The following is a 16,942-nucleotide window of genomic DNA, read 5'->3' as shown; positions in this document are numbered from 1 at the left end:
GAATGCTAGGCCGCGTGGCGCGCGCCGTAGCCAAAGCCGCGAAGGCGTCCGTGTTGGGACTGGCCCTTGGCCTGTCCCTGAACATCCTGCCTGTCAGCGATGCAGCGGCAGCCAACGAGACCCGCAGCCTCAAGCTCTATTTCGTGCATACCGGCGAACGCGCCGTGATTACCTACAAGCGCAATGGTCGCTTTGATCCCAAGGGCTTGCAGGAGCTGAACCGTTTCCTGAGAGACTGGCGCCGTAACGAACCCACCCGCATGGATCCGCGCCTTTTCGATCTGGTCTGGGAAGTTTACCGCCGGGTTGGCGGCTCCGAGTATATTCATGTCGTCTCTGCCTATCGTTCTCCCAACACCAACGGCATGCTGCGCTCGCGTACCAAGGGCGTGGCCAAGAACAGCCAGCATATGCTGGGCAAGGCGATGGACTTCTTCATTCCTGGCGTGAAGCTTGCGACCCTGCGCGAAACCGCCATGAAACTGCAGGTCGGCGGCGTCGGCTTCTATCCAACGTCCGGCTCCCCCTTCGTGCATCTTGATGTCGGCGGCGTTCGTGCCTGGCCGCGCATGTCGCGTCAGGATCTCGCGCGCCTGTTTCCGAACGGAAACACGGTTCATCTTCCCGCAGATGGTAAGCCGCTTCCCGGTTACGAGCAGGCCGTTGCCGATTACAAGCGCCGTGTCGCGGCCGATTCCATCCAGATCGCAGGGACTGCCGGTGGCGTAAGCTCTGGTTCGAGCGGCAAGTCCAAGAACCTCTTCGCAATGCTGTTTGGCGGCGGGGATGAAGAGGAGGATGCGGAAGAATCCGCTCCAACCATGGTCGCCCAGCGTCCAGCACCAACACGCGCTGCCGCCTCCGCGGCTTCCGAGGATGAAGAAGGTCCGGCACCTGCACCGGTTGCCGTGGCAACGGCTGCACCTCCAGCACAGCCGCAACAGGTGGCCATTGCCGCTCCGGTTCCGTTGGCACGCCCGGCATTCCGTCAGGAGCCCGAGCCGGGCAGCCTTGCGACGGCGCTCTATTCCCCACAGCGCGACACGGCACAACAGGCCATTGCGGCCGCCATGCCGGCAAGCCCGGCCACGCCGCTTGCACGCCCTTCGCCTGAAAATGCAGGCTTTGCCGATCTCGCCAGCATGTCGGTCCCTGTACCCACGCTTCTTGGTCCCCGCGGCCTGAAGGGTGATGCGCAGGGCGTGGCAACGGCATCGCTTGGTCAGCCGGGCAGTGACGAATACATGCTGGCTTCGGTTCCTGTACCGGCTCAGCGTCCAGCCTTGGCGCAGGTTCGTGCCGAAACTGTTGCCGCAGCGACCGCGCCGCAGGAGACGGACAAGCAGGCGCTGACACCTGACCTGATTGCCGAGCTGGCACGCACCGCAGAAGAGCCGCAAAGCCCTTCGGTTCCAGTTGCAGCAGTTCCGGTTCCGGCAAAGCGCGAGCCCCAGCAGCAGGTCGCCCTTGCCTCTCCAGCACCAGCGGATACGGGTGCCCGGGGCATGATCTTCAACGACGGTTTCGATCCACCGAAGCCTTCTGCAGAACCGCCAGCGCCGCATCCTGCCCGTGCTGCACAGCCCAAGCCGCCACGCCCGCAGGACATGCAGAACGTGCGGGCCGTAAAGGGTGGTGCGGTGACCAAGCTTGGTGGAACGCCAGCCACACCTGACGCCAAGGTCTTGACCGGTGATATTCTGGCGAAATGGGCAAGCTCCAACAGCCGCCCGGATCCGAGTGCATCCACGAAGGCGCCGCGCCTGATGACCCGAGTCTTCAGCACCGATTCCTCCAGTGCCTATAGCGGTGGTTTCCGCCCCGTTTCGCAGGCGGTTGCCGTGGATCCCAATCGTTTCAGCGATGCCAATACCGTAAAGCCCTGAGCGGCACTACGGAAAGCGATCCCGAAGTTTCAAAGCATCTGCCGGTTGATGAAATCCATCGATCTGCAGGTGCTTTCTTGCCGTGAACGACGGCCATGTCGATGCTGTGCGGACATGGGGAAGGGCATGTTCGATGTCAGCCCAAACAAAAATACCCGCCGAGGGGTCTCGACGGGCATGTCTTGTACGATGAAGTTCGGTTGCCGATCAGGCGGCTTCGTCCGCCGGGGCAATGACCATGCCCAGAGCCTGCAGGTAGGTATCGAGAATAAGATCCTCTTCCATACGCTCCTGCTCATCCTTCTTTCGAAGGGCGATGACCTTTTTCAGGATCTTGGTGTCGAAGCCCATGGACTTGGCCTCGCCATAGACATCCTTGATGTCGTCGGCGATGGTCTTCTTTTCTTCTTCCAGTCGTTCGATGCGCTCGACAAAGGCGCGGAGTTGGTCGCGGGCGACGCCATGAGCATCAGACATCGGGGCCTCCTGTCATATTAAGGATTTGGGTGTGGCGAGTGCCCGTCCGGACACGCGCATGCATCTGTTCGCAGGCAGCAGCAGGAAGGATCATCATGACCGGTCCGACCGCTGTCGTCTTGGGTCGTCCAAGTGCCGTGAACTCATGGCAAGGTCAAGGCGTTTTCAAATGCCGCCTCACGATTTGTGCGGGCCGCTGCTCTCGAAGGCTGCCTTTTGTGCATCGCTGGCTTCCGCCTGATACCGCGCCTTCCACTCCTCGTAGGGCATGCCGTAGACCATCTCGCGCGATTGATCCTTGCTGACGGGAAGGCCAGCTTCTTCGGCTGCTTCCCGATACCAGTTGGAGAGACAATTGCGGCAGAAGCCTGCGAGATTCATGAGGTCGATGTTCTGCACATCCGTCCGGTTGCGCAGGTGGGAGACAAGGCGACGGAAGGCGGCAGCCTCCAGTTCCGTCTGTTGCTCCTGGGTCAGTTCGCTCATCGCTTCATTCCTTCAAGGTTCGGACGGGTAGGGACCAGTGCGGGACGGGAAGATCGAATAATGGTGCAATTCCGGCCTATCATTGAGGGTCTCAAAGATTGGCGCCAGACGATCCACCCAGGCCGCAATGCCGTTATCGTCGCCGATCAGGTCCTGCCGTACTTCCAGCAGTGCATGGGGAATGCCCCGCATCATGCAATGGCGGTACATGGTGTCGTTCTTCAAGGCACCGTCGTAGGGTTCGTTGTCACCCACCAGAATGTCGCCCGCTTCCCGCAAGTGCGCGATCAGCGGATGCACGGCGCGATGATCGGTATCCCACAGAACGGCGGCATGCCAGGGTCTGGGCGTCCCCTTCCAGGCGGGCGTATAGGAATGCAGGGACAGCACCAGAGGCGCGTTGCCTGCCTTGGCCGCGACCTTCGAGATTGCCTGATCAACTGCATGATGGTAGGGCCGATGAAACCTGTTCAGCCGGTGCTGCCATTCCTCGTCGCTGATAGGGTAATTGCCGGGAATGATGGCGCCGTCGGAAATCTTCATGATCAGTGTCGGGTCATCCTCGCCGCGGTTCGGATCAATGAGAAGGCGCGAGAAACAGGACAGGACCGCAGGAACACCAAGCCTTGATGCCAGCTGCCGTGTCAGGCCTTCGATGCCGATATCATAGGCTATGTGACGTTTGAATGCCGATGCATCGAGACCGAGCGAACCATAGCTTTCGGGAAGACGGTTCATGGCGTGATCTGCCAGAAGGATCATGCCTTTCGTATCGTCTCCCTCAATGATTTCATGCGATTCGAACTCTTGCATCTCGATAAAGCGCCTGCCTTGCTTATGTCCATTTTGTCTTTGATGGCATGCCAGACAATCGTGGCGCAAGCAGGAAAGCAGACAAGTCAACCGTGGCTTACGGTAATTTAATCGATTAGATTTTGTTGACTTTCCAACGCTCGCGGGCGAAGACAGTGCAGATCATTTCTCATGGAGTCCCAGCGGAAGCCGTGTCGACAGTTAAATTCTCATCCATTCTTCTCAAGCTGATGCCGGCAATCGCGCTGACATTGGTCGGCGCGCCGGTTCTTTTGGCCGCAGCACCTGCTCACGCGGATTTTCGTGTCTGCAATGGCACGCAAAACCTCGTCGGCGTGGCCATTGGCTATCGCGCCGCCGAAGGCTGGATTTCGGAAGGGTGGTGGCAGGTTCCGGCCTCCAGCTGCGCGACTCTCATCGAGGGTGAACTGCAATCCCGCTACTATTATCTCTACGCGGAAGATGCCGCGCGTGGCGGGCGCTGGACCGGTGACGTGAACATGTGCGTTGCCGAAAACGAGTTCAAGATCACCGGCGTCGGTGATTGCTTCGCTCGCGGCTATCAGCGCATGGGATTCAAGGAATATGACACGGGCCGTCAGGGAAGCTGGATGGTCCAGTTGTCTGATACGCCTGGTACGCAAGAAGGCCAGAACTGATGAAGCGCAATCGCAAAGTGAAGATCCTCGCAACGCTGGGGCCTGCCTCCTCCGACGAGGCGATGATCGAGAAATTGCATCTGGCAGGCGCCGACCTCTTCCGCATCAACATGAGCCATGCCAGCCATGATGTGATGCGCACGCTGATCGAGCGGATCCGCTCGGTCGAAGCGAGGAACGGCCGCCCCATTGGCATTCTCGCCGACCTGCAGGGTCCCAAGCTGCGCGTCGGAAAGTTTGCAAATACCAAGGTGACCTTGGCTCCGGGCCAGACCTTCACGCTCGACAACAATGAAGCGCCGGGTGATGAGACCCGTGTTTTCCTGCCGCATCCGGAAATTCTGGAGTCCGTAAAGCCGGGTCATCGCCTGCTGATCGACGATGGCAAGCTGATGCTGAAGGCGGAAAAGTGCGACGGCAAGAGCATTGTCTGCACTGTGGTTGCCGGAACCTCCATCTCTGACCGCAAGGGCGTCAGCCTGCCGGATACGCTGCTCGCCGTCGGTGTTCTGACCGACAAGGACCGCGCTGATCTCGATGCCGTCCTCGCAACCGACCAGGTGGATTGGGTGGCGCTTTCCTTCGTGCAGCGTCCGGAAGATCTGGCAGAAGTGCGCAAGATCTCCAAGGGCCGCGTCGGCCTGATGTCCAAGATCGAAAAGCCACAGGCCATCGAGCGCATCGAGGAAATCATAGAGCTTTCCGACGCGCTGATGGTAGCCCGTGGCGACCTGGGCGTGGAAATGCCGCTGGAAACCGTTCCGGGCCTGCAGAAGCAGTTGACCCGCGCCTGCCGCCGCGCCGGCAAGCCGGTGGTCGTTGCCACGCAGATGCTGGAAAGCATGATCACGGCGCCGGTTCCGACCCGCGCTGAAGTGTCGGACGTTGCCACGGCGGTGTTCGAAGGTGCGGACGCCGTCATGCTGTCGGCGGAATCCGCATCCGGTCAGTATCCGGTCGAGGCGGTCTCCACCATGGCGTCAATCGCCAGCACGGTGGAGCAGGATCCCTACTATTCGAACATCATCTATGCGCAGCGTCCGTCGCCGGAAGCGACCGGAGCAGACGCTATTTCGCTTGCTGCGCGCCAGATCGCCGAGACGCTGAAGCTGTCCGCCATCGTCACCTATACCTCGTCCGGCACGACAGGCTTGCGCGCTTCCCGTGAGCGTCCGCAGGTTCCGATCATTGCGCTTTCGCCGGTCGTACAGACCGCACGCCGTCTTTCGGTCTGCTGGGGCCTGCATTGCGTTGTGGCCGAAGAGCCGAGCGATCTGGACGATATGGTCAACAAGGCCTGCCGCATCGTGGCGAATGAAGGCTTCGGCAAGCCCGGCGACCGCATCATCATTTCCGCAGGTGTTCCGCTGGGTACGCCCGGTGCGACCAACATGTTGCGCATGGCCTATATCGGCCCGGACGGCCAGTCCGGCGTCTGAGCCTCACCAATTCTGATCGTAAAGCGCCCGGCATTGTCCGGGCGTTTTCGTTTGACTTAATGCGAGAGTTACCTGGACGACTACTGAGTCGCATTCTCCTGTGCCACGCGCGCATCCACCTCCTTCGCAAGCGCCTGCAGATCGCGCGGCTTGCCGGAAAGCTTTTCAATGGCTGCAACGGCCAGATCGGTCGCCACATAGTCCGGCTTGTGGCCGACACCCTTCAGCCAGATCAGCTCCGAATTCTTGATGTCGCGTCGCAATCCCACCGAGTGAATGTTTGCCAAAACGACCGGATCGTCGTCGCCTGTGATGATTACGGCCGGCGTCTGGATTTCCGGATAGCGTGGGGAGACACGGGTCACGTAGTCGAGAAGATTGGCGACATCCTGTGCGTTGTACTGGAAGTTTGCCGGGCGCAGAACGAGGGCAGGGGCGCCTTCGGTCACATAGGTCTCGCGGCGTCTATTGGGGGCGAACACGCTCTTGGTGGCAGCGTCCAGGATCGTCATGCCCGCAGGCATGACCAGCGTGTGGCTGAACAGCCAGCCGATGACTGGCGTCGATGTCACCCTGTAGTGCCAGTCGATGCCGCCCGGCCAGGGATGGGTGGCAGGAGCCAGGAACAGCGAACCGATCACCTTGTCCGGGTGGTTGAGGGCAAAACTGGCCACGATGGCGCCGCCGAAGGAATGGCCGACGATGATGGCTTGGCGCATGCCGTAGGCCTCCATCAGCCTGGCGATAGCGTCCGCCTGCCCGTCGGGATAGGCGTTCTCCGGTCCACCGCGTTCCGAATAGCCGTGACCGGGACGATCAACGAAGAGCAGTTCAGCACGGCCTTTGAGCGGCCCCAGAAAGGCGGCCTCCTGATCCCGCAGGTTGCCGCTTGCGCCATGGACGAAGACGATCGGCGGCAGGTCGGCATTCGGCCCGGGGGGCACGTGCAGGGCGTTCATCTTGAAGCCGCCGACATCGGTCAGCGTGCCGATGTTCGGATACGTGTCCTCAATAACCTTGGCCTGCCAGGCGGTGAAGCCAAACAAGCCCGCGACAAGCGCTGCGACGATGATCAGAGCGATGATGATATAGGACAGGGGGAATGCCTCGGATGGGAATCAGGTACGGCTGCCAGCCAGCTTCTCGGAAAGCTTGGTAACGTTCTCCTGCGCGTCCCGTTCCGCAGGATAGATGGCAAGAAAGCGTTCCCATGCTTTCAACGCAAGCTCATCCTGTCCGTTTTCCATCAGAATCGTTGCCATGCCCGCCAAAGCAGGGAAATGGCGAGGTTCCCGTTGCAGAACCTGATTGATGTCCGTCATGGATTTGCGCCTGTCGCCCATTGTGTAATGCAGCGTTGCACGGCGATTCCATCCTTCGATATAGTCAGGTTTCAGAACCGTCACCTCATCCAGAAAATCCAGTGCGGCAGCGTTCTTCTTTTCGGCAATCGACCTGTTTGCCCATTGCATCAAGAGATCGACTGTCGGGCTATCGGATGCATTCCAGTTCGCAATGATCTTGTTGGCGATCTCTTTTGCCTTTGCCGCGTCGCGCTCCCGGCCCAGATCTTTCAGCAGCTTGTCCTGAGCCAGTTTCGGATCGGTGATCGGTGGCTCGGCAGGAACTGCAGCCTGAGTGCCTGCAGGAACGGTGACCGCACCCGGCTTCGGCGGCAGGGGCTGAAGAGGCGAAGGTTGACTGGGAGTAGGTTGAGGAGGTCTGGCTTGTGGAGCCGGTGCCTGGCCCGAGAGTGGGGGGCTTGATGGCAAGCCTGTCCCTGGTTGTTGCGCGCCCACAGGGCCGCAGAGCAAAGCGGAGGACAGAATGGCGATGGTCAAACGAAATCGGCGCATGGGATAGATTTAATCCGCATGCGCCGAGTTTCAAAACAAAAAACACACGTTATCGACAACGTGATGTCGAAGCTGCCCAAAGGCCGCTTCCGTCGATATCAGCCCTGACGAGCCTTGAAGCGTGGGTTCTGCTTGTTGATGATGTAAACGCGGCCCTTGCGGCGAACCAGACGGTTATCGCGATGACGGGCCTTAAGCGCTTTGAGCGAGTTCTTGATCTTCATTGTTCTGGTCCGCGTATTTCAGGGCGCTAGAGCCCTTAAGTCTCTGACAATCAAAAGCGCGCATTTACAGCGCGCCCTTTAGGATGGAGGGTGGATACAGGTTCACCAGCAGCCTGTCAACCGACAAGCCCCTGCGGAGAAGGGCTTTTCACCGCAAAAGCGCGGTGACATGGCCCATTTTGCGGCCAGGACGCGACTCCGCCTTGCCATAAAGATGAACCAGCACATGCGGCCTGGAGAGCCAATCGTTCAACTGCTCGATATCGTCGCCGATGAGATTGGTCATGACACAGTCCGAATGCCGGGCAGGATTTCCAAGTGGCAAGCCCGCGACCGCGCGGATGTGTTGCTCGAACTGGGAGACCACGCAGGCCGCTTCCGTCCAGTGTCCCGAATTGTGCACACGGGGGGCAATTTCGTTGGCAATCAGCGTTCCATCGGCCATGACGAAGAATTCCATGCCGATCACGCCGACATAGGAGAGGCCGGAGAGCAGGCGCTCGGCTGCCTGTCTTGCCGCATCGGCCGTGGATGAACTGATTCTCGCAGGCAGGGTGGAGGTGTGCAGAATACCGTTGCGGTGCACATTCTCCGCCAGGTCAAAGGTCTCAATCTCGCCGCTGATGCTACGGGCGGCGATGACCGAAACTTCACGTTCGAATGGAACAAAGCTCTCGAGAATCAGCGGCACGCCGCCCATGGCATCGAAAACGCCTGCGGCACTCTCGTCCGCCGAGCGAAACACGCGCTGGCCCTTGCCATCATAACCCAGTCTGCGCGTCTTCAGGACGCCCTGGCCGCCGAAATCGGCAAGCGCCCTTTCGAGATCCTCTTGCGAGTCAACGGCGTGAAACCGTGCTGTCTCGATGCCGCACTGGTTCAGAAAGCGCTTTTCGTGCAGACGGTCCTGCGCCACTTCAAGCGCTTTTGCAGGCGGATAAACCGGTCGCGTTTTTGCCAGCGCTTCAGCGGCACCGACAGGTACGTTCTCGAATTCGTAGGTGACGACGTCGCAACTTGCCGCCAGCCGTTCCAGCGCTGCGGGATCATCATAGGCGGCCACGATCTGTTCGTTGGCAACCTGTGCTGCCGGACAGTCTGGCTGTGGTTCCAGAATGATGGTGCGGAAATTCAGCCGGGCTGCGGCCATGGCAAGCATGCGGCCCAACTGGCCGCCGCCGATAATGCCGATGGTGGAAAGCGTCATGGCGCCTCGTCGATGGGATAGTCTGCAACGGACGCCGTCTGGCGTGCGCGGTATTCATCCAGCCTGTCGGCCAGATCCGGATCGGACAGTGCAAGCACGGCTGCTGCGAGAAGGGCCGCGTTGACGGCGCCTGCGCGTCCGATGGCCAGCGTTCCGACGGGAATGCCGGCAGGCATCTGGACGATGGAATAAAGACTGTCCATGCCCGACATGGTGCGCGATTGAACCGGTACACCGAAGACCGGAAGAGCGGTGAGTGCGGCCACCATTCCCGGCAGATGGGCGGCACCGCCAGCTCCGGCGATGATGACCTGGAAACCTTCCTCCCGCGCGCCCTTGGCAAAGGCAACCATGCGGTCCGGCGTGCGGTGCGCAGATACGATGCGGGCTTCATAGCCGACATCCAGGGCATCCAGCATGTCTGCAGCGTTCTTCATGGTTTCCCAGTCGGACTGGCTTCCCATGATGATGGCAACCGGCGGTCTCTCCTGCGGCAAGCTCACGTCCTCCGTGCTCACGCGATGATGTCGGGAATGATCTGGTCTTCCAGCTTCGTCATCTTATCCTTGATGGCGAGCTTCTTTTTCTTCATCCGTTGGATGCGCAGGGCCTCGCAACCGGTCGCGATCATGGCGTTGATGGCGGCATCGTAGTCTTCGTGTTCCTGCCGGAGGCGCGCCAGCGCCAGCCTGATATCCGCCTGTTCCTGATCGGCCATCGTCTGTATGTCCCCACATTTTCAATCCGGTCTTTGTATCGCCGGGGAATGCAGGCATGCTCCTAGCATCAAACCTGCCAAGCGACTAGTAGATCGCGCAGTAAAAGCGTTGGAAAGGCTTTTGGCGACGCATCCAATCTTGCGCAAAGATAAGAAATGCTAAACCACTCGCAACGGTAAACCGCGCCTGTTGATCTGCCAAGGGGCTGAAAAGAATAGACAATTTTGACGGACGTTGAAAAGTTGTCCGTGCCCGCCTGTTTCACGACAGTTCACGCAGGGTCATGCATCTTCGGGGATTTATTCACATTTAATCAAGACCACCAATTTGCCACGGAGAAGCCCCTATTTCGCCTTCGACAAAGCAGGCGGATCATGTCACACTTCCTTCGCAAACCAAAAGCCGCTGGCTCAGGGGAGCTGGTGGCCGGAGAACAAAAGGAAGGACGTGCCACATGACCATTCAGGCTCATATCGCATCGCTCGAGAAGAAACATGGTGCTCTTGAGGAGGAGCTCCAGTCAGTTCTAGCGTCCCCATCCTCCGATGACACACAAATTGCCATGCTGAAACGGCGCAAGCTGCGCCTGAAGGATGAACTGGAACGCCTCAAAAAGACGAAGCACTGACGCTATCGCGATCGTTTATGAGTTTTTGAAGATTGATCGCCGCCATGGATCGGAAAGATCCGCAGGCGGCGATCTCTTTGAAGAGGGGAGTTAAAGGGTCTCGCCCAGTGCTTCAATCGACAAGCCTGAACATTCAGGCCCAGAACTGGTCGAGCCAGATATTCAGCTTCTGGAATCCCTTGATATTCACGGAATAGATGCGGCGCGTGCCTTCGGACGTCACCGTGACCAGATTGCTGTCGAGCAAAGCCTTCAGGTGCTGCGAAACCGCAGGGCGGCTGATCGGCAGGCCTTCCGCCAGTTCGTTGACCGTGCGCGGGGCGCGCCTCAGCTCTTCCAGCAGGTGGCGACGATTGGGGTCGGCAATGGCTGCAAAAGGATCGGTCGACATGCAAGCACGCTACGCGAAGTTCATGCCCTCAGCAAGCGGATTTGTGCGGTGCGAAATGACCTTCTCGGCAAGCCTTCTCAGAGGGGCAGCGAGTCGTAGAGCAACTTGATCGCGGCGATCAGCCCCAGTCCGTAAGCAAGCGGATAAAACACGTCCGGCTTGAGCTTTTTGACGATGTATGCGCCCGCCATGGTGGAGATCAGAGCGACGGGGAGCAGCGTGAACGAAAGCGTCAGGTTTTTCGTATCGAGAGCGCCCAGCGCCACGTAAGGTATGACCTTCACCGCATTGACGATGGCAAACAGGCGAACGCTGGCGCCGGTGTAATTCTTCGGATCGAGCTTCAACGGCAGGGCGTAGATCTGGAAGGGTGGGCCGCCCGCATGGGCGACGAAACTGCCATAGCCAGAGATCGTACCCCAGAAGAGTGCCGGACCCTTGCGATGTCCGGTTGCTTCCACGGGCGTGGCACGATGAGGTCCATAGGTTTGATAGAAATAGCGGCTTGCAAACAGGATCATGGACACGGCGATGACGAAACGCAGTGCGTCATCCGGAACATAGGCCGATGTCGCCCAGCCGAGCGCGATGCCGATGATGCATCCCGGAAGCAGCGTCAGCAGCAGCTTCCGGTCGTTGAAGTTCCGCCAGGCATAGAGCGCGACCAGATCCATGATGATGAGGATGGGCAGGAAAATGGCAGCGGCGTCCACCGGGGTTACAACCATGGCCATCAGCGGCACGCCAATCAGCGCGAAGGCACCACCCAGCCCACCTTTGGACAGGCCAACGAGCGAAACCGCCGGAATGGCGGCGGCAAAAAAGATCGGGTCCGGTAGGGAAATGGCGAACATGAGGGATGACAGTTGATTGAAGGGCCTGTCCGGTCTATCGGACTCGTTGACCTATGACGAGCCTTGTCCGGATCAACTTGCATTTCAGAGTATGACGATGTTGAACGGTAAAGGCGCTTATCCGCCTGCCACACGAACTGGAGCCGATGATGACCCTTCCTGAAGATCGCTGCCGTCTTGTGCTGATCGTGCCGGCCATGGAAGACGACAACTCGCTGGCAGAGCAGTTGAGCCATGCTCTTCGGGGCGGTGACGTCGCATCCGTCATCCTGCCGCAATATGACAGCAATGACAGTGCATTCCAGAAACGGGCGGAGAAGCTGGTGCCCATCGTACAGGCAGCCGGTGCGGCTGCGTTGATTGCAGGCGATTCGCGCGTTGCCGGTCGCGTCAAGGCCGACGGCCTGCATCTGAGCGGCTCCATGGAAGAACTCAGCGAAGCCATGGAGAAGTTCTCGCCGAAGCTGATCGTCGGCTCTTCAACCGCGACGGACCGGCACACGGCGCTGGAAGTGGGCGAAGCGCGTCCAGACTACATCTTCTTCGGGCGCCTGGATGGCGATATCAAGCCGGAAGCGCATCCCAAGAATGTCGCCTTGGGCGAATGGTGGGCATCGATGATCGAGATCCCTTGCATCGTCATGGGCGGTACAGAGGTTGGCTCCGTGGTTGCCGTGGCCGAATCCGGTGCGGAGTTCGTGGCGCTTCGTACGGCAATATTCGATAATCTCGCCGGGGCGGCGGCCGCAGTTGCCGAAGTCAACGCAGTTTTGGACGAAAAAGCGCCACGGTTTGACGATTGAACATCGACATGCGTCGCACCCACCGTTCCATCAGGTCCAATTTGCTGAAACATCACCTTTTCCTTGCCGTGTCTGCGGCAGGCCTGATCTTCTGCTCTCCGGCATTCGCGCAGACCTCGGAGCGAGCGGTCACACGTCCCGTCGAGAACAATGCCGGGACTTTGCAAAAGGGAAGCCCGCCTGAAAAGGCTGGCGAAGAGGGCAAGCCGCCTGTGGAAGCCTATCCCTCCAGCGGCATTTCGCTGTTGCAGCGCATGGGGACGACACTGCCGCCGCTTCCGCCGGAAAAGCCCTATACCGGCCCGGTCGATGAAGCCTATGGCGCCTTCCAGCGCGGTCTCTATCAATTGGCGCTGGAGAAGGCGCTCCCCCGTGCCGAGGCCGGAGATGCCGCCGCGCAGACGCTGGTGGCCGAGATGATGACGCGCGGGATGGGCATTCCACGTGATTCGAAAAATGCAGCCTTCTGGTATCAGCAGGCAGCCGAGCGCGGCGATCCTTCCGCCATGTTCCAGTACGCACTGCTGCTGATGCGCGGCAAGGATGTGGCGCGCGACAAGGCAAAGGCCGATGATTTCATGCGGCGTGCGGCAGAGGCGGGCAATGCCTCGGCGCAATTCAACTGGGCGCAGCTTCTCGTAGCCGATAATCCCGGTGAGAAGGGGTTACAGCTGGCGCTTCCGTTTTACGAAAAATCCGCTGGACAGGGGGTCGCCGATTCCCAGTATGCCGTCGCCCAGCTTTACCAATCACTTCCGGACGTGCCGCCTGAGAAGAAGGCCAAGGCGCGTGAATGGCTGGAGCGGGCCGCCAAGGCGGGGTTCGACACCGCGCAACTCGACATGGGGATCTGGCTCGTCAACGGTGTAGGTGGTGAGCGCGACTATGACAAGGGCTTCGAATGGCTGCGTATCGCAGCTTTGCGCGGCAATGTCGTGGCGCAGAACAAGCTCGCTCATATGTATGTCAATGCGCTTGGCACGCGTCCCAATCCGGTGGAAGCGGCCAAATGGTATGTTCTTTCTCGACGCGCGGGGCTCTCCGATCCTGTGCTGGAAGACTTCTATCTCGGCATCAATGACGAGCAGCAGAAACAGGCCATTGATGCCGCAAACCGTTTCCGGAGAGGCGCGCAGAAGCCATGACGAAAGGCGCATCTTAACCCTTGCGCCGAGCAAAACTCCGGTCGCACTTGAATTTCAGCCGGTTTTGTGGTTCTGAACGCGCCTATTCACGAAAATTCGCCAAGTTTCGTTCCCTGATGGATCGGGAACACACGCCGTTTACCCAAGGATTATCCGATGGCTCGCTCCGCCCTTCTCAACGTTATGGTTCAGGCAGCAATGAAAGCCGGCAAGTCACTTGCTCGCGATTTCGGCGAAGTGCAGAACCTGCAGGTTTCGGTCAAGGGTCCGGGCGATTTCGTTTCGCAGGCAGACCTGAAGGCGGAGAAGATCGTCTATGACGAGCTGATGAAGTCCCGCCCGACCTACGGTTTTCTGGGTGAGGAGAGCCAGGAGATCAAGGGCACGGACGGTGCGCATCGCTGGATCGTCGATCCGCTCGATGGCACCACCAACTTCCTGCACGGCATTCCACAGTTCGCGGTTTCCATCGCGCTGGAGCGGGACGGCGAAATCGTTGCCGGTGTCATTTTCAACCCGGCAACGGATGAGTTGTTCACGGCGGAAAAGGGCGGCGGTGCATTCCTCAACGATCGCCGCATTCGCGTGGCGGCCCGCCGCGTTCTTTCCGATTGCGTCATCGGCTGCGGCATGCCGCATCTGGGTCGCGGCAATCACGGCAAGTTCCTGGTCGAACTGCGCCATGTCATGGGAGAAGTTTCCGGCGTTCGCCGTTTCGGCGCGGCCGCTCTCGATCTGGCCTATGTGGCAGCAGGCCGTATCGACGGCTTCTGGGAAGTGGGCCTTTCTCCGTGGGACATTGCGGCTGGTCTGATCCTCATCCGCGAGGCGGGTGGCTTCACCTCCACGCTCAAGGGCGGCACCGACATGCTGGACGATGGCACGGTCGTTGCCGGTAACGAATTGATCCAGAAGCAATTGCTGGAAGTGACCAACCGTCCGGTGCCGACGCGCTGATTCGCGACGACGCTAGAACTTTGAGGTCTGAAACATCTTCGGCCCGGTTGGCTGGCCGAAGATCCTAATGCATGTCGCGCTCAACCGGATTCGGTTGAGCGGAACGTACATGCATCAAGTCAAAGTCTTACAGCGTCGTTCGCGCGTTCAATCGAACGCGCCGCGCTGTAGCGGATTTTTCCGATATTCACTCGGGGATCATTCGAACGGGCGGGATAACCTGCTCATTGCCCGAGAGCATCACTTCAATTTGTCTCATTTTTGAAATAGCCTCCGCACCACTGTTGCGTGGAGGTTGCGTGCATCATGGCGAATGATACCCTGGAAGATGTGAACGGGACTGAGCTGGCGCCCCGGCACCACGGGTACAAACTTTCCAATCCGCTTCCCTTCATCTGGACCATGGTGATCTTCCTGATCATCATCGGCTTCATCGCTGCTATCCTTTATCGGCAGGCGCATACGGCATTCATGACCAATCCGGGTCTGAACGGGCTCATTCTCGGTGTGCTGGGCATCGGCATCATCCTGATCTTCAGCCAGGTCATCAGCCTCATTCCGGAGGTGCGCTGGTTCAATTCCTTCCGTGCAGCCGGCAGCGCCGACAGGGTTGGCAAGGAGCCGCGTTTGCTGGCACCCATGCGCGCGCTGCTGGGGCGTAGCCGCCACGTGGCGCTGTCTGCCAATGTCTTGCGGTCGATCCTCGATTCCATCGGGACGCGACTGGATGAAACACGGGATATATCCCGCTATCTCATCGGCCTGCTGGTGTTTCTCGGTCTTCTCGGCACCTTCTGGGGATTGATTGGAACGATCGGCTCGATCAGCGAGGTCATCCAGGGTCTCGACCCGAATTCCGGCAACAACAATGACATTCTGACGGCGCTGAAAAGTGGCCTGACGGCGCCGCTGTCCGGCATGGGTACGGCCTTTTCGTCCTCGCTGCTCGGTCTTTCCGGCTCGCTGATCCTCGGATTTCTCGATCTCCAGGCCGGGCGTGCGCAGAACCGCTTCTACACGGAGCTGGAGAACTGGCTGTCTTCCGTCACCGACGTGAACTCCGAGAACGCCGTTGCCGACGTGTCCGGCCAGCCTTCGTCCGACGAACTGCGCCGCATGGTCGAGCAACTGCGCAAGCTGGTTGCGCTTCAGGCCAAGGGGCAGGCGCCTGGCGATGCAGGCTCGCAATCGGAACGCTCCATGGCAGCCATCAGCCAGCTTGCCGAAAGCATTCAGGGGCTGGTCAAGAACATGCGCAACGAGCAGCAGATGCTGCGTGATTGGATCGAGGCGCAGCAGGACGAGGCCAAAGCCATGCGCCGCGCGCTCGATCGCCTTTCCGACAAGATCGGGGAGAAATAAGCCATGGCGCTAGGTCGCAACCGGCGCCGCGAGCGCGGGGTCGATTACTGGCCGGGCTTTGTCGATGCGCTGTCGACGCTGCTGCTCGCCATCATGTTTCTGCTCACGGTGTTCGTGCTGGCCCAGTTTATTCTCGGTCGGGAGATCACGGGTCGCGATGAGGTCCTGACGCGTCTGAACAGCCAGATTGCCGAACTGACCGAACTGCTGGCGCTTGAAAAGAGTGGCAAACAGGATGCCGAGGATGTGCTGGCCAATCTTCAGGCCTCGCTCTCGGCATCTGAAACGGAACGCTCGCGGCTTCAGGCGCTTCTTGATCGCGGGGCCGGCTCCAGTGACGCGGCCAATGCCCGGATTGGTACGCTGACCGAACAGCTCAATCAGGAGCAGCAGGCAAGTGCGCGCGCCATGAGCCAGGTCGAACTGCTCAATCAGCAGATCGCCGCCTTGCGAGCGCAGATCGCCGCCGTCGAAGCGGCACTGCAGGCTTCTGAAGCGAGGGATCAGAACTCGCAGGCGAAAATCGCCGATCTTGGCCGGCGCCTGAATGTGGCGCTTGCCCAGCGCGTTCAGGAACTCAACCGCTACCGTTCCGATTTCTTCGGTCGGTTGCGGGAAATTCTATCCGACCGCCAGAATATCCGCATTGTCGGAGACCGCTTCGTGTTCCAGTCGGAGGTTCTGTTTCCCGTTGGTGGATCTGATCTTGATGACCGCGGCCGGACCGAAATGGACAAGCTTGCGACCGCACTTCTGGAACTTGCGCAGGAAATTCCCGCGGAAATTAACTGGGTTCTGCGTGTCGATGGCCATACGGACAATGCGCCTTTGAGTGGCACCGGGCGCTATCGCGATAACTGGGAGCTTTCCTCCGCCCGTGCTACGTCCGTGGTAAAGTATCTTATTTCGAAGGGTGTGCCCGCCAATCGTCTGGTGGCAGCAGGCTTCGGCCAGTTCCAGCCGATTGCCGAGGGCGAAACGCCGGAAGCACGGTCGCAGAACCGCCGTATCGAGCTGAAGCTTACCGAGAGATAAT

20 protein-coding genes are annotated in these 16,942 nt (G+C 59.7%); 9 read left to right on the top strand and 11 right to left on the bottom strand.

Going from position 1 to position 16,942, the window contains the following annotated elements:
* Positions 1 to 2 precede the first annotated feature (2 nt).
* Positions 3 to 1,886, top strand: a complete 1,884-nt coding sequence (locus ASD54_RS16485) for a DUF882 domain-containing protein (RefSeq protein WP_082547246.1) — start codon at positions 3 to 5, stop codon at positions 1,884 to 1,886.
* A gap of 207 nt (positions 1,887 to 2,093) precedes the next feature.
* On the opposite strand, the gene ASD54_RS16480 is transcribed toward ASD54_RS16485, so the two are convergent.
* From ASD54_RS16480 to ASD54_RS16470, 3 genes are all read right to left on the bottom strand, one after another.
* On the bottom strand, positions 2,094 to 2,363 hold the full coding sequence (locus tag ASD54_RS16480) for a DUF2312 domain-containing protein (RefSeq protein ID WP_062555709.1): 270 nt from the start codon (positions 2,361 to 2,363) through the stop codon (positions 2,094 to 2,096).
* 177 nt (positions 2,364 to 2,540) lie between these two features.
* Positions 2,541 to 2,849: a DUF1244 domain-containing protein gene (locus ASD54_RS16475; protein ID WP_062555708.1), complete on the bottom strand. Its 309-nt coding sequence runs from the start codon at positions 2,847 to 2,849 to the stop codon at positions 2,541 to 2,543.
* 12 nt (positions 2,850 to 2,861) lie between these two features.
* Positions 2,862 to 3,662 (bottom strand): N-formylglutamate amidohydrolase, encoded by an 801-nt coding sequence (locus ASD54_RS16470; protein WP_062555707.1) that lies wholly within the window; start codon positions 3,660 to 3,662, stop codon positions 2,862 to 2,864.
* A gap of 230 nt (positions 3,663 to 3,892) precedes the next feature.
* On the opposite strand from ASD54_RS16470, the gene ASD54_RS16465 reads away from it, so the two are divergent.
* Positions 3,893 to 4,321, top strand: coding sequence for a DUF1036 domain-containing protein (locus ASD54_RS16465; protein WP_062555960.1), 429 nt, complete (start codon positions 3,893 to 3,895; stop codon positions 4,319 to 4,321).
* Positions 4,321 to 5,760: a pyruvate kinase gene (pyk, locus tag ASD54_RS16460; protein ID WP_062555706.1), complete on the top strand. Its 1,440-nt coding sequence runs from the start codon at positions 4,321 to 4,323 to the stop codon at positions 5,758 to 5,760. The genes ASD54_RS16465 and pyk overlap by 1 nt, the downstream gene beginning before the upstream one ends.
* 80 nt (positions 5,761 to 5,840) lie before the next feature.
* On the opposite strand, the gene ASD54_RS16455 is transcribed toward pyk, so the two are convergent.
* The 6 genes from ASD54_RS16455 to ASD54_RS16430 all read right to left on the bottom strand — a co-directional run bounded on the left by ASD54_RS16455 (position 5,841) and on the right by ASD54_RS16430 (position 9,765).
* Positions 5,841 to 6,806, bottom strand: a complete 966-nt coding sequence (locus ASD54_RS16455; RefSeq protein ID WP_244484780.1) for an alpha/beta hydrolase — start codon at positions 6,804 to 6,806, stop codon at positions 5,841 to 5,843.
* 72 nt (positions 6,807 to 6,878) lie between these two features.
* Positions 6,879 to 7,616 (bottom strand): hypothetical protein, encoded by a 738-nt coding sequence (locus ASD54_RS26215; protein WP_244484779.1) that lies wholly within the window; start codon positions 7,614 to 7,616, stop codon positions 6,879 to 6,881.
* A 98-nt stretch (positions 7,617 to 7,714) separates the two neighbouring features.
* On the bottom strand, positions 7,715 to 7,840 hold the full coding sequence (gene ykgO, locus ASD54_RS16445) for a type B 50S ribosomal protein L36 (protein WP_003497670.1): 126 nt from the start codon (positions 7,838 to 7,840) through the stop codon (positions 7,715 to 7,717).
* A 148-nt stretch (positions 7,841 to 7,988) separates the two neighbouring features.
* A complete protein-coding gene (locus ASD54_RS16440; RefSeq protein ID WP_062555704.1) occupies positions 7,989 to 9,047 on the bottom strand; it encodes a 5-(carboxyamino)imidazole ribonucleotide synthase in 1,059 nt (352 codons plus the stop codon).
* On the bottom strand, positions 9,044 to 9,544 hold the full coding sequence (gene purE, locus ASD54_RS16435; protein ID WP_137133540.1) for a 5-(carboxyamino)imidazole ribonucleotide mutase: 501 nt from the start codon (positions 9,542 to 9,544) through the stop codon (positions 9,044 to 9,046). The genes ASD54_RS16440 and purE overlap by 4 nt, the downstream gene beginning before the upstream one ends.
* A 17-nt stretch (positions 9,545 to 9,561) precedes the next feature.
* Positions 9,562 to 9,765, bottom strand: a complete 204-nt coding sequence (locus ASD54_RS16430) for a DUF465 domain-containing protein (RefSeq protein ID WP_062555703.1) — start codon at positions 9,763 to 9,765, stop codon at positions 9,562 to 9,564.
* A gap of 455 nt (positions 9,766 to 10,220) precedes the next feature.
* Between ASD54_RS16430 and ASD54_RS26210 the strand changes: the two genes are divergently transcribed.
* Positions 10,221 to 10,394, top strand: a complete 174-nt coding sequence (locus tag ASD54_RS26210; protein WP_082547245.1) for a DUF465 domain-containing protein — start codon at positions 10,221 to 10,223, stop codon at positions 10,392 to 10,394.
* 133 nt (positions 10,395 to 10,527) lie between these two features.
* Here the strand turns inward: ASD54_RS26210 and ASD54_RS16425 are convergent, their stop codons facing one another.
* Both ASD54_RS16425 and ASD54_RS16420 read right to left on the bottom strand, forming a co-directional pair.
* Entirely contained in the window at positions 10,528 to 10,785 is a 258-nt protein-coding gene (locus ASD54_RS16425; RefSeq protein ID WP_062555702.1) for a metalloregulator ArsR/SmtB family transcription factor, read from the bottom strand.
* Between the two features lie 77 nt (positions 10,786 to 10,862).
* Entirely contained in the window at positions 10,863 to 11,639 is a 777-nt protein-coding gene (locus ASD54_RS16420) for a sulfite exporter TauE/SafE family protein (protein ID WP_062555701.1), read from the bottom strand.
* Between the two features lie 149 nt (positions 11,640 to 11,788).
* Between ASD54_RS16420 and ASD54_RS16415 the strand changes: the two genes are divergently transcribed.
* The 5 genes from ASD54_RS16415 (at position 11,789) to ASD54_RS16395 (ending at position 16,941) form a co-directional block, all read left to right on the top strand.
* Positions 11,789 to 12,442, top strand: coding sequence for a thiamine phosphate synthase (locus tag ASD54_RS16415; RefSeq protein ID WP_062555700.1), 654 nt, complete (start codon positions 11,789 to 11,791; stop codon positions 12,440 to 12,442).
* Positions 12,443 to 12,450: 8 nt separating this feature from the next.
* On the top strand, positions 12,451 to 13,587 hold the full coding sequence (locus ASD54_RS16410) for a tetratricopeptide repeat protein (RefSeq protein WP_062555958.1): 1,137 nt from the start codon (positions 12,451 to 12,453) through the stop codon (positions 13,585 to 13,587).
* A 156-nt stretch (positions 13,588 to 13,743) separates the two neighbouring features.
* Positions 13,744 to 14,544 (top strand): inositol monophosphatase family protein, encoded by an 801-nt coding sequence (locus tag ASD54_RS16405; RefSeq protein ID WP_062555699.1) that lies wholly within the window; start codon positions 13,744 to 13,746, stop codon positions 14,542 to 14,544.
* 306 nt (positions 14,545 to 14,850) lie between these two features.
* Positions 14,851 to 15,906 (top strand): hypothetical protein, encoded by a 1,056-nt coding sequence (locus tag ASD54_RS16400; protein ID WP_062555698.1) that lies wholly within the window; start codon positions 14,851 to 14,853, stop codon positions 15,904 to 15,906.
* Between the two features lie 3 nt (positions 15,907 to 15,909).
* On the top strand, positions 15,910 to 16,941 hold the full coding sequence (locus ASD54_RS16395; protein ID WP_062555697.1) for a peptidoglycan -binding protein: 1,032 nt from the start codon (positions 15,910 to 15,912) through the stop codon (positions 16,939 to 16,941).
* The last annotated feature ends 1 nt before the right edge of the window (position 16,942 follow it).

Source organism: Rhizobium sp. Root149 (assembly GCF_001427345.1).
Lineage (GTDB): Bacteria > Pseudomonadota > Alphaproteobacteria > Rhizobiales > Rhizobiaceae > Neorhizobium > Neorhizobium rhizoryzae.
This window is presented reverse-complemented; position numbering and strand designations above follow the sequence as displayed.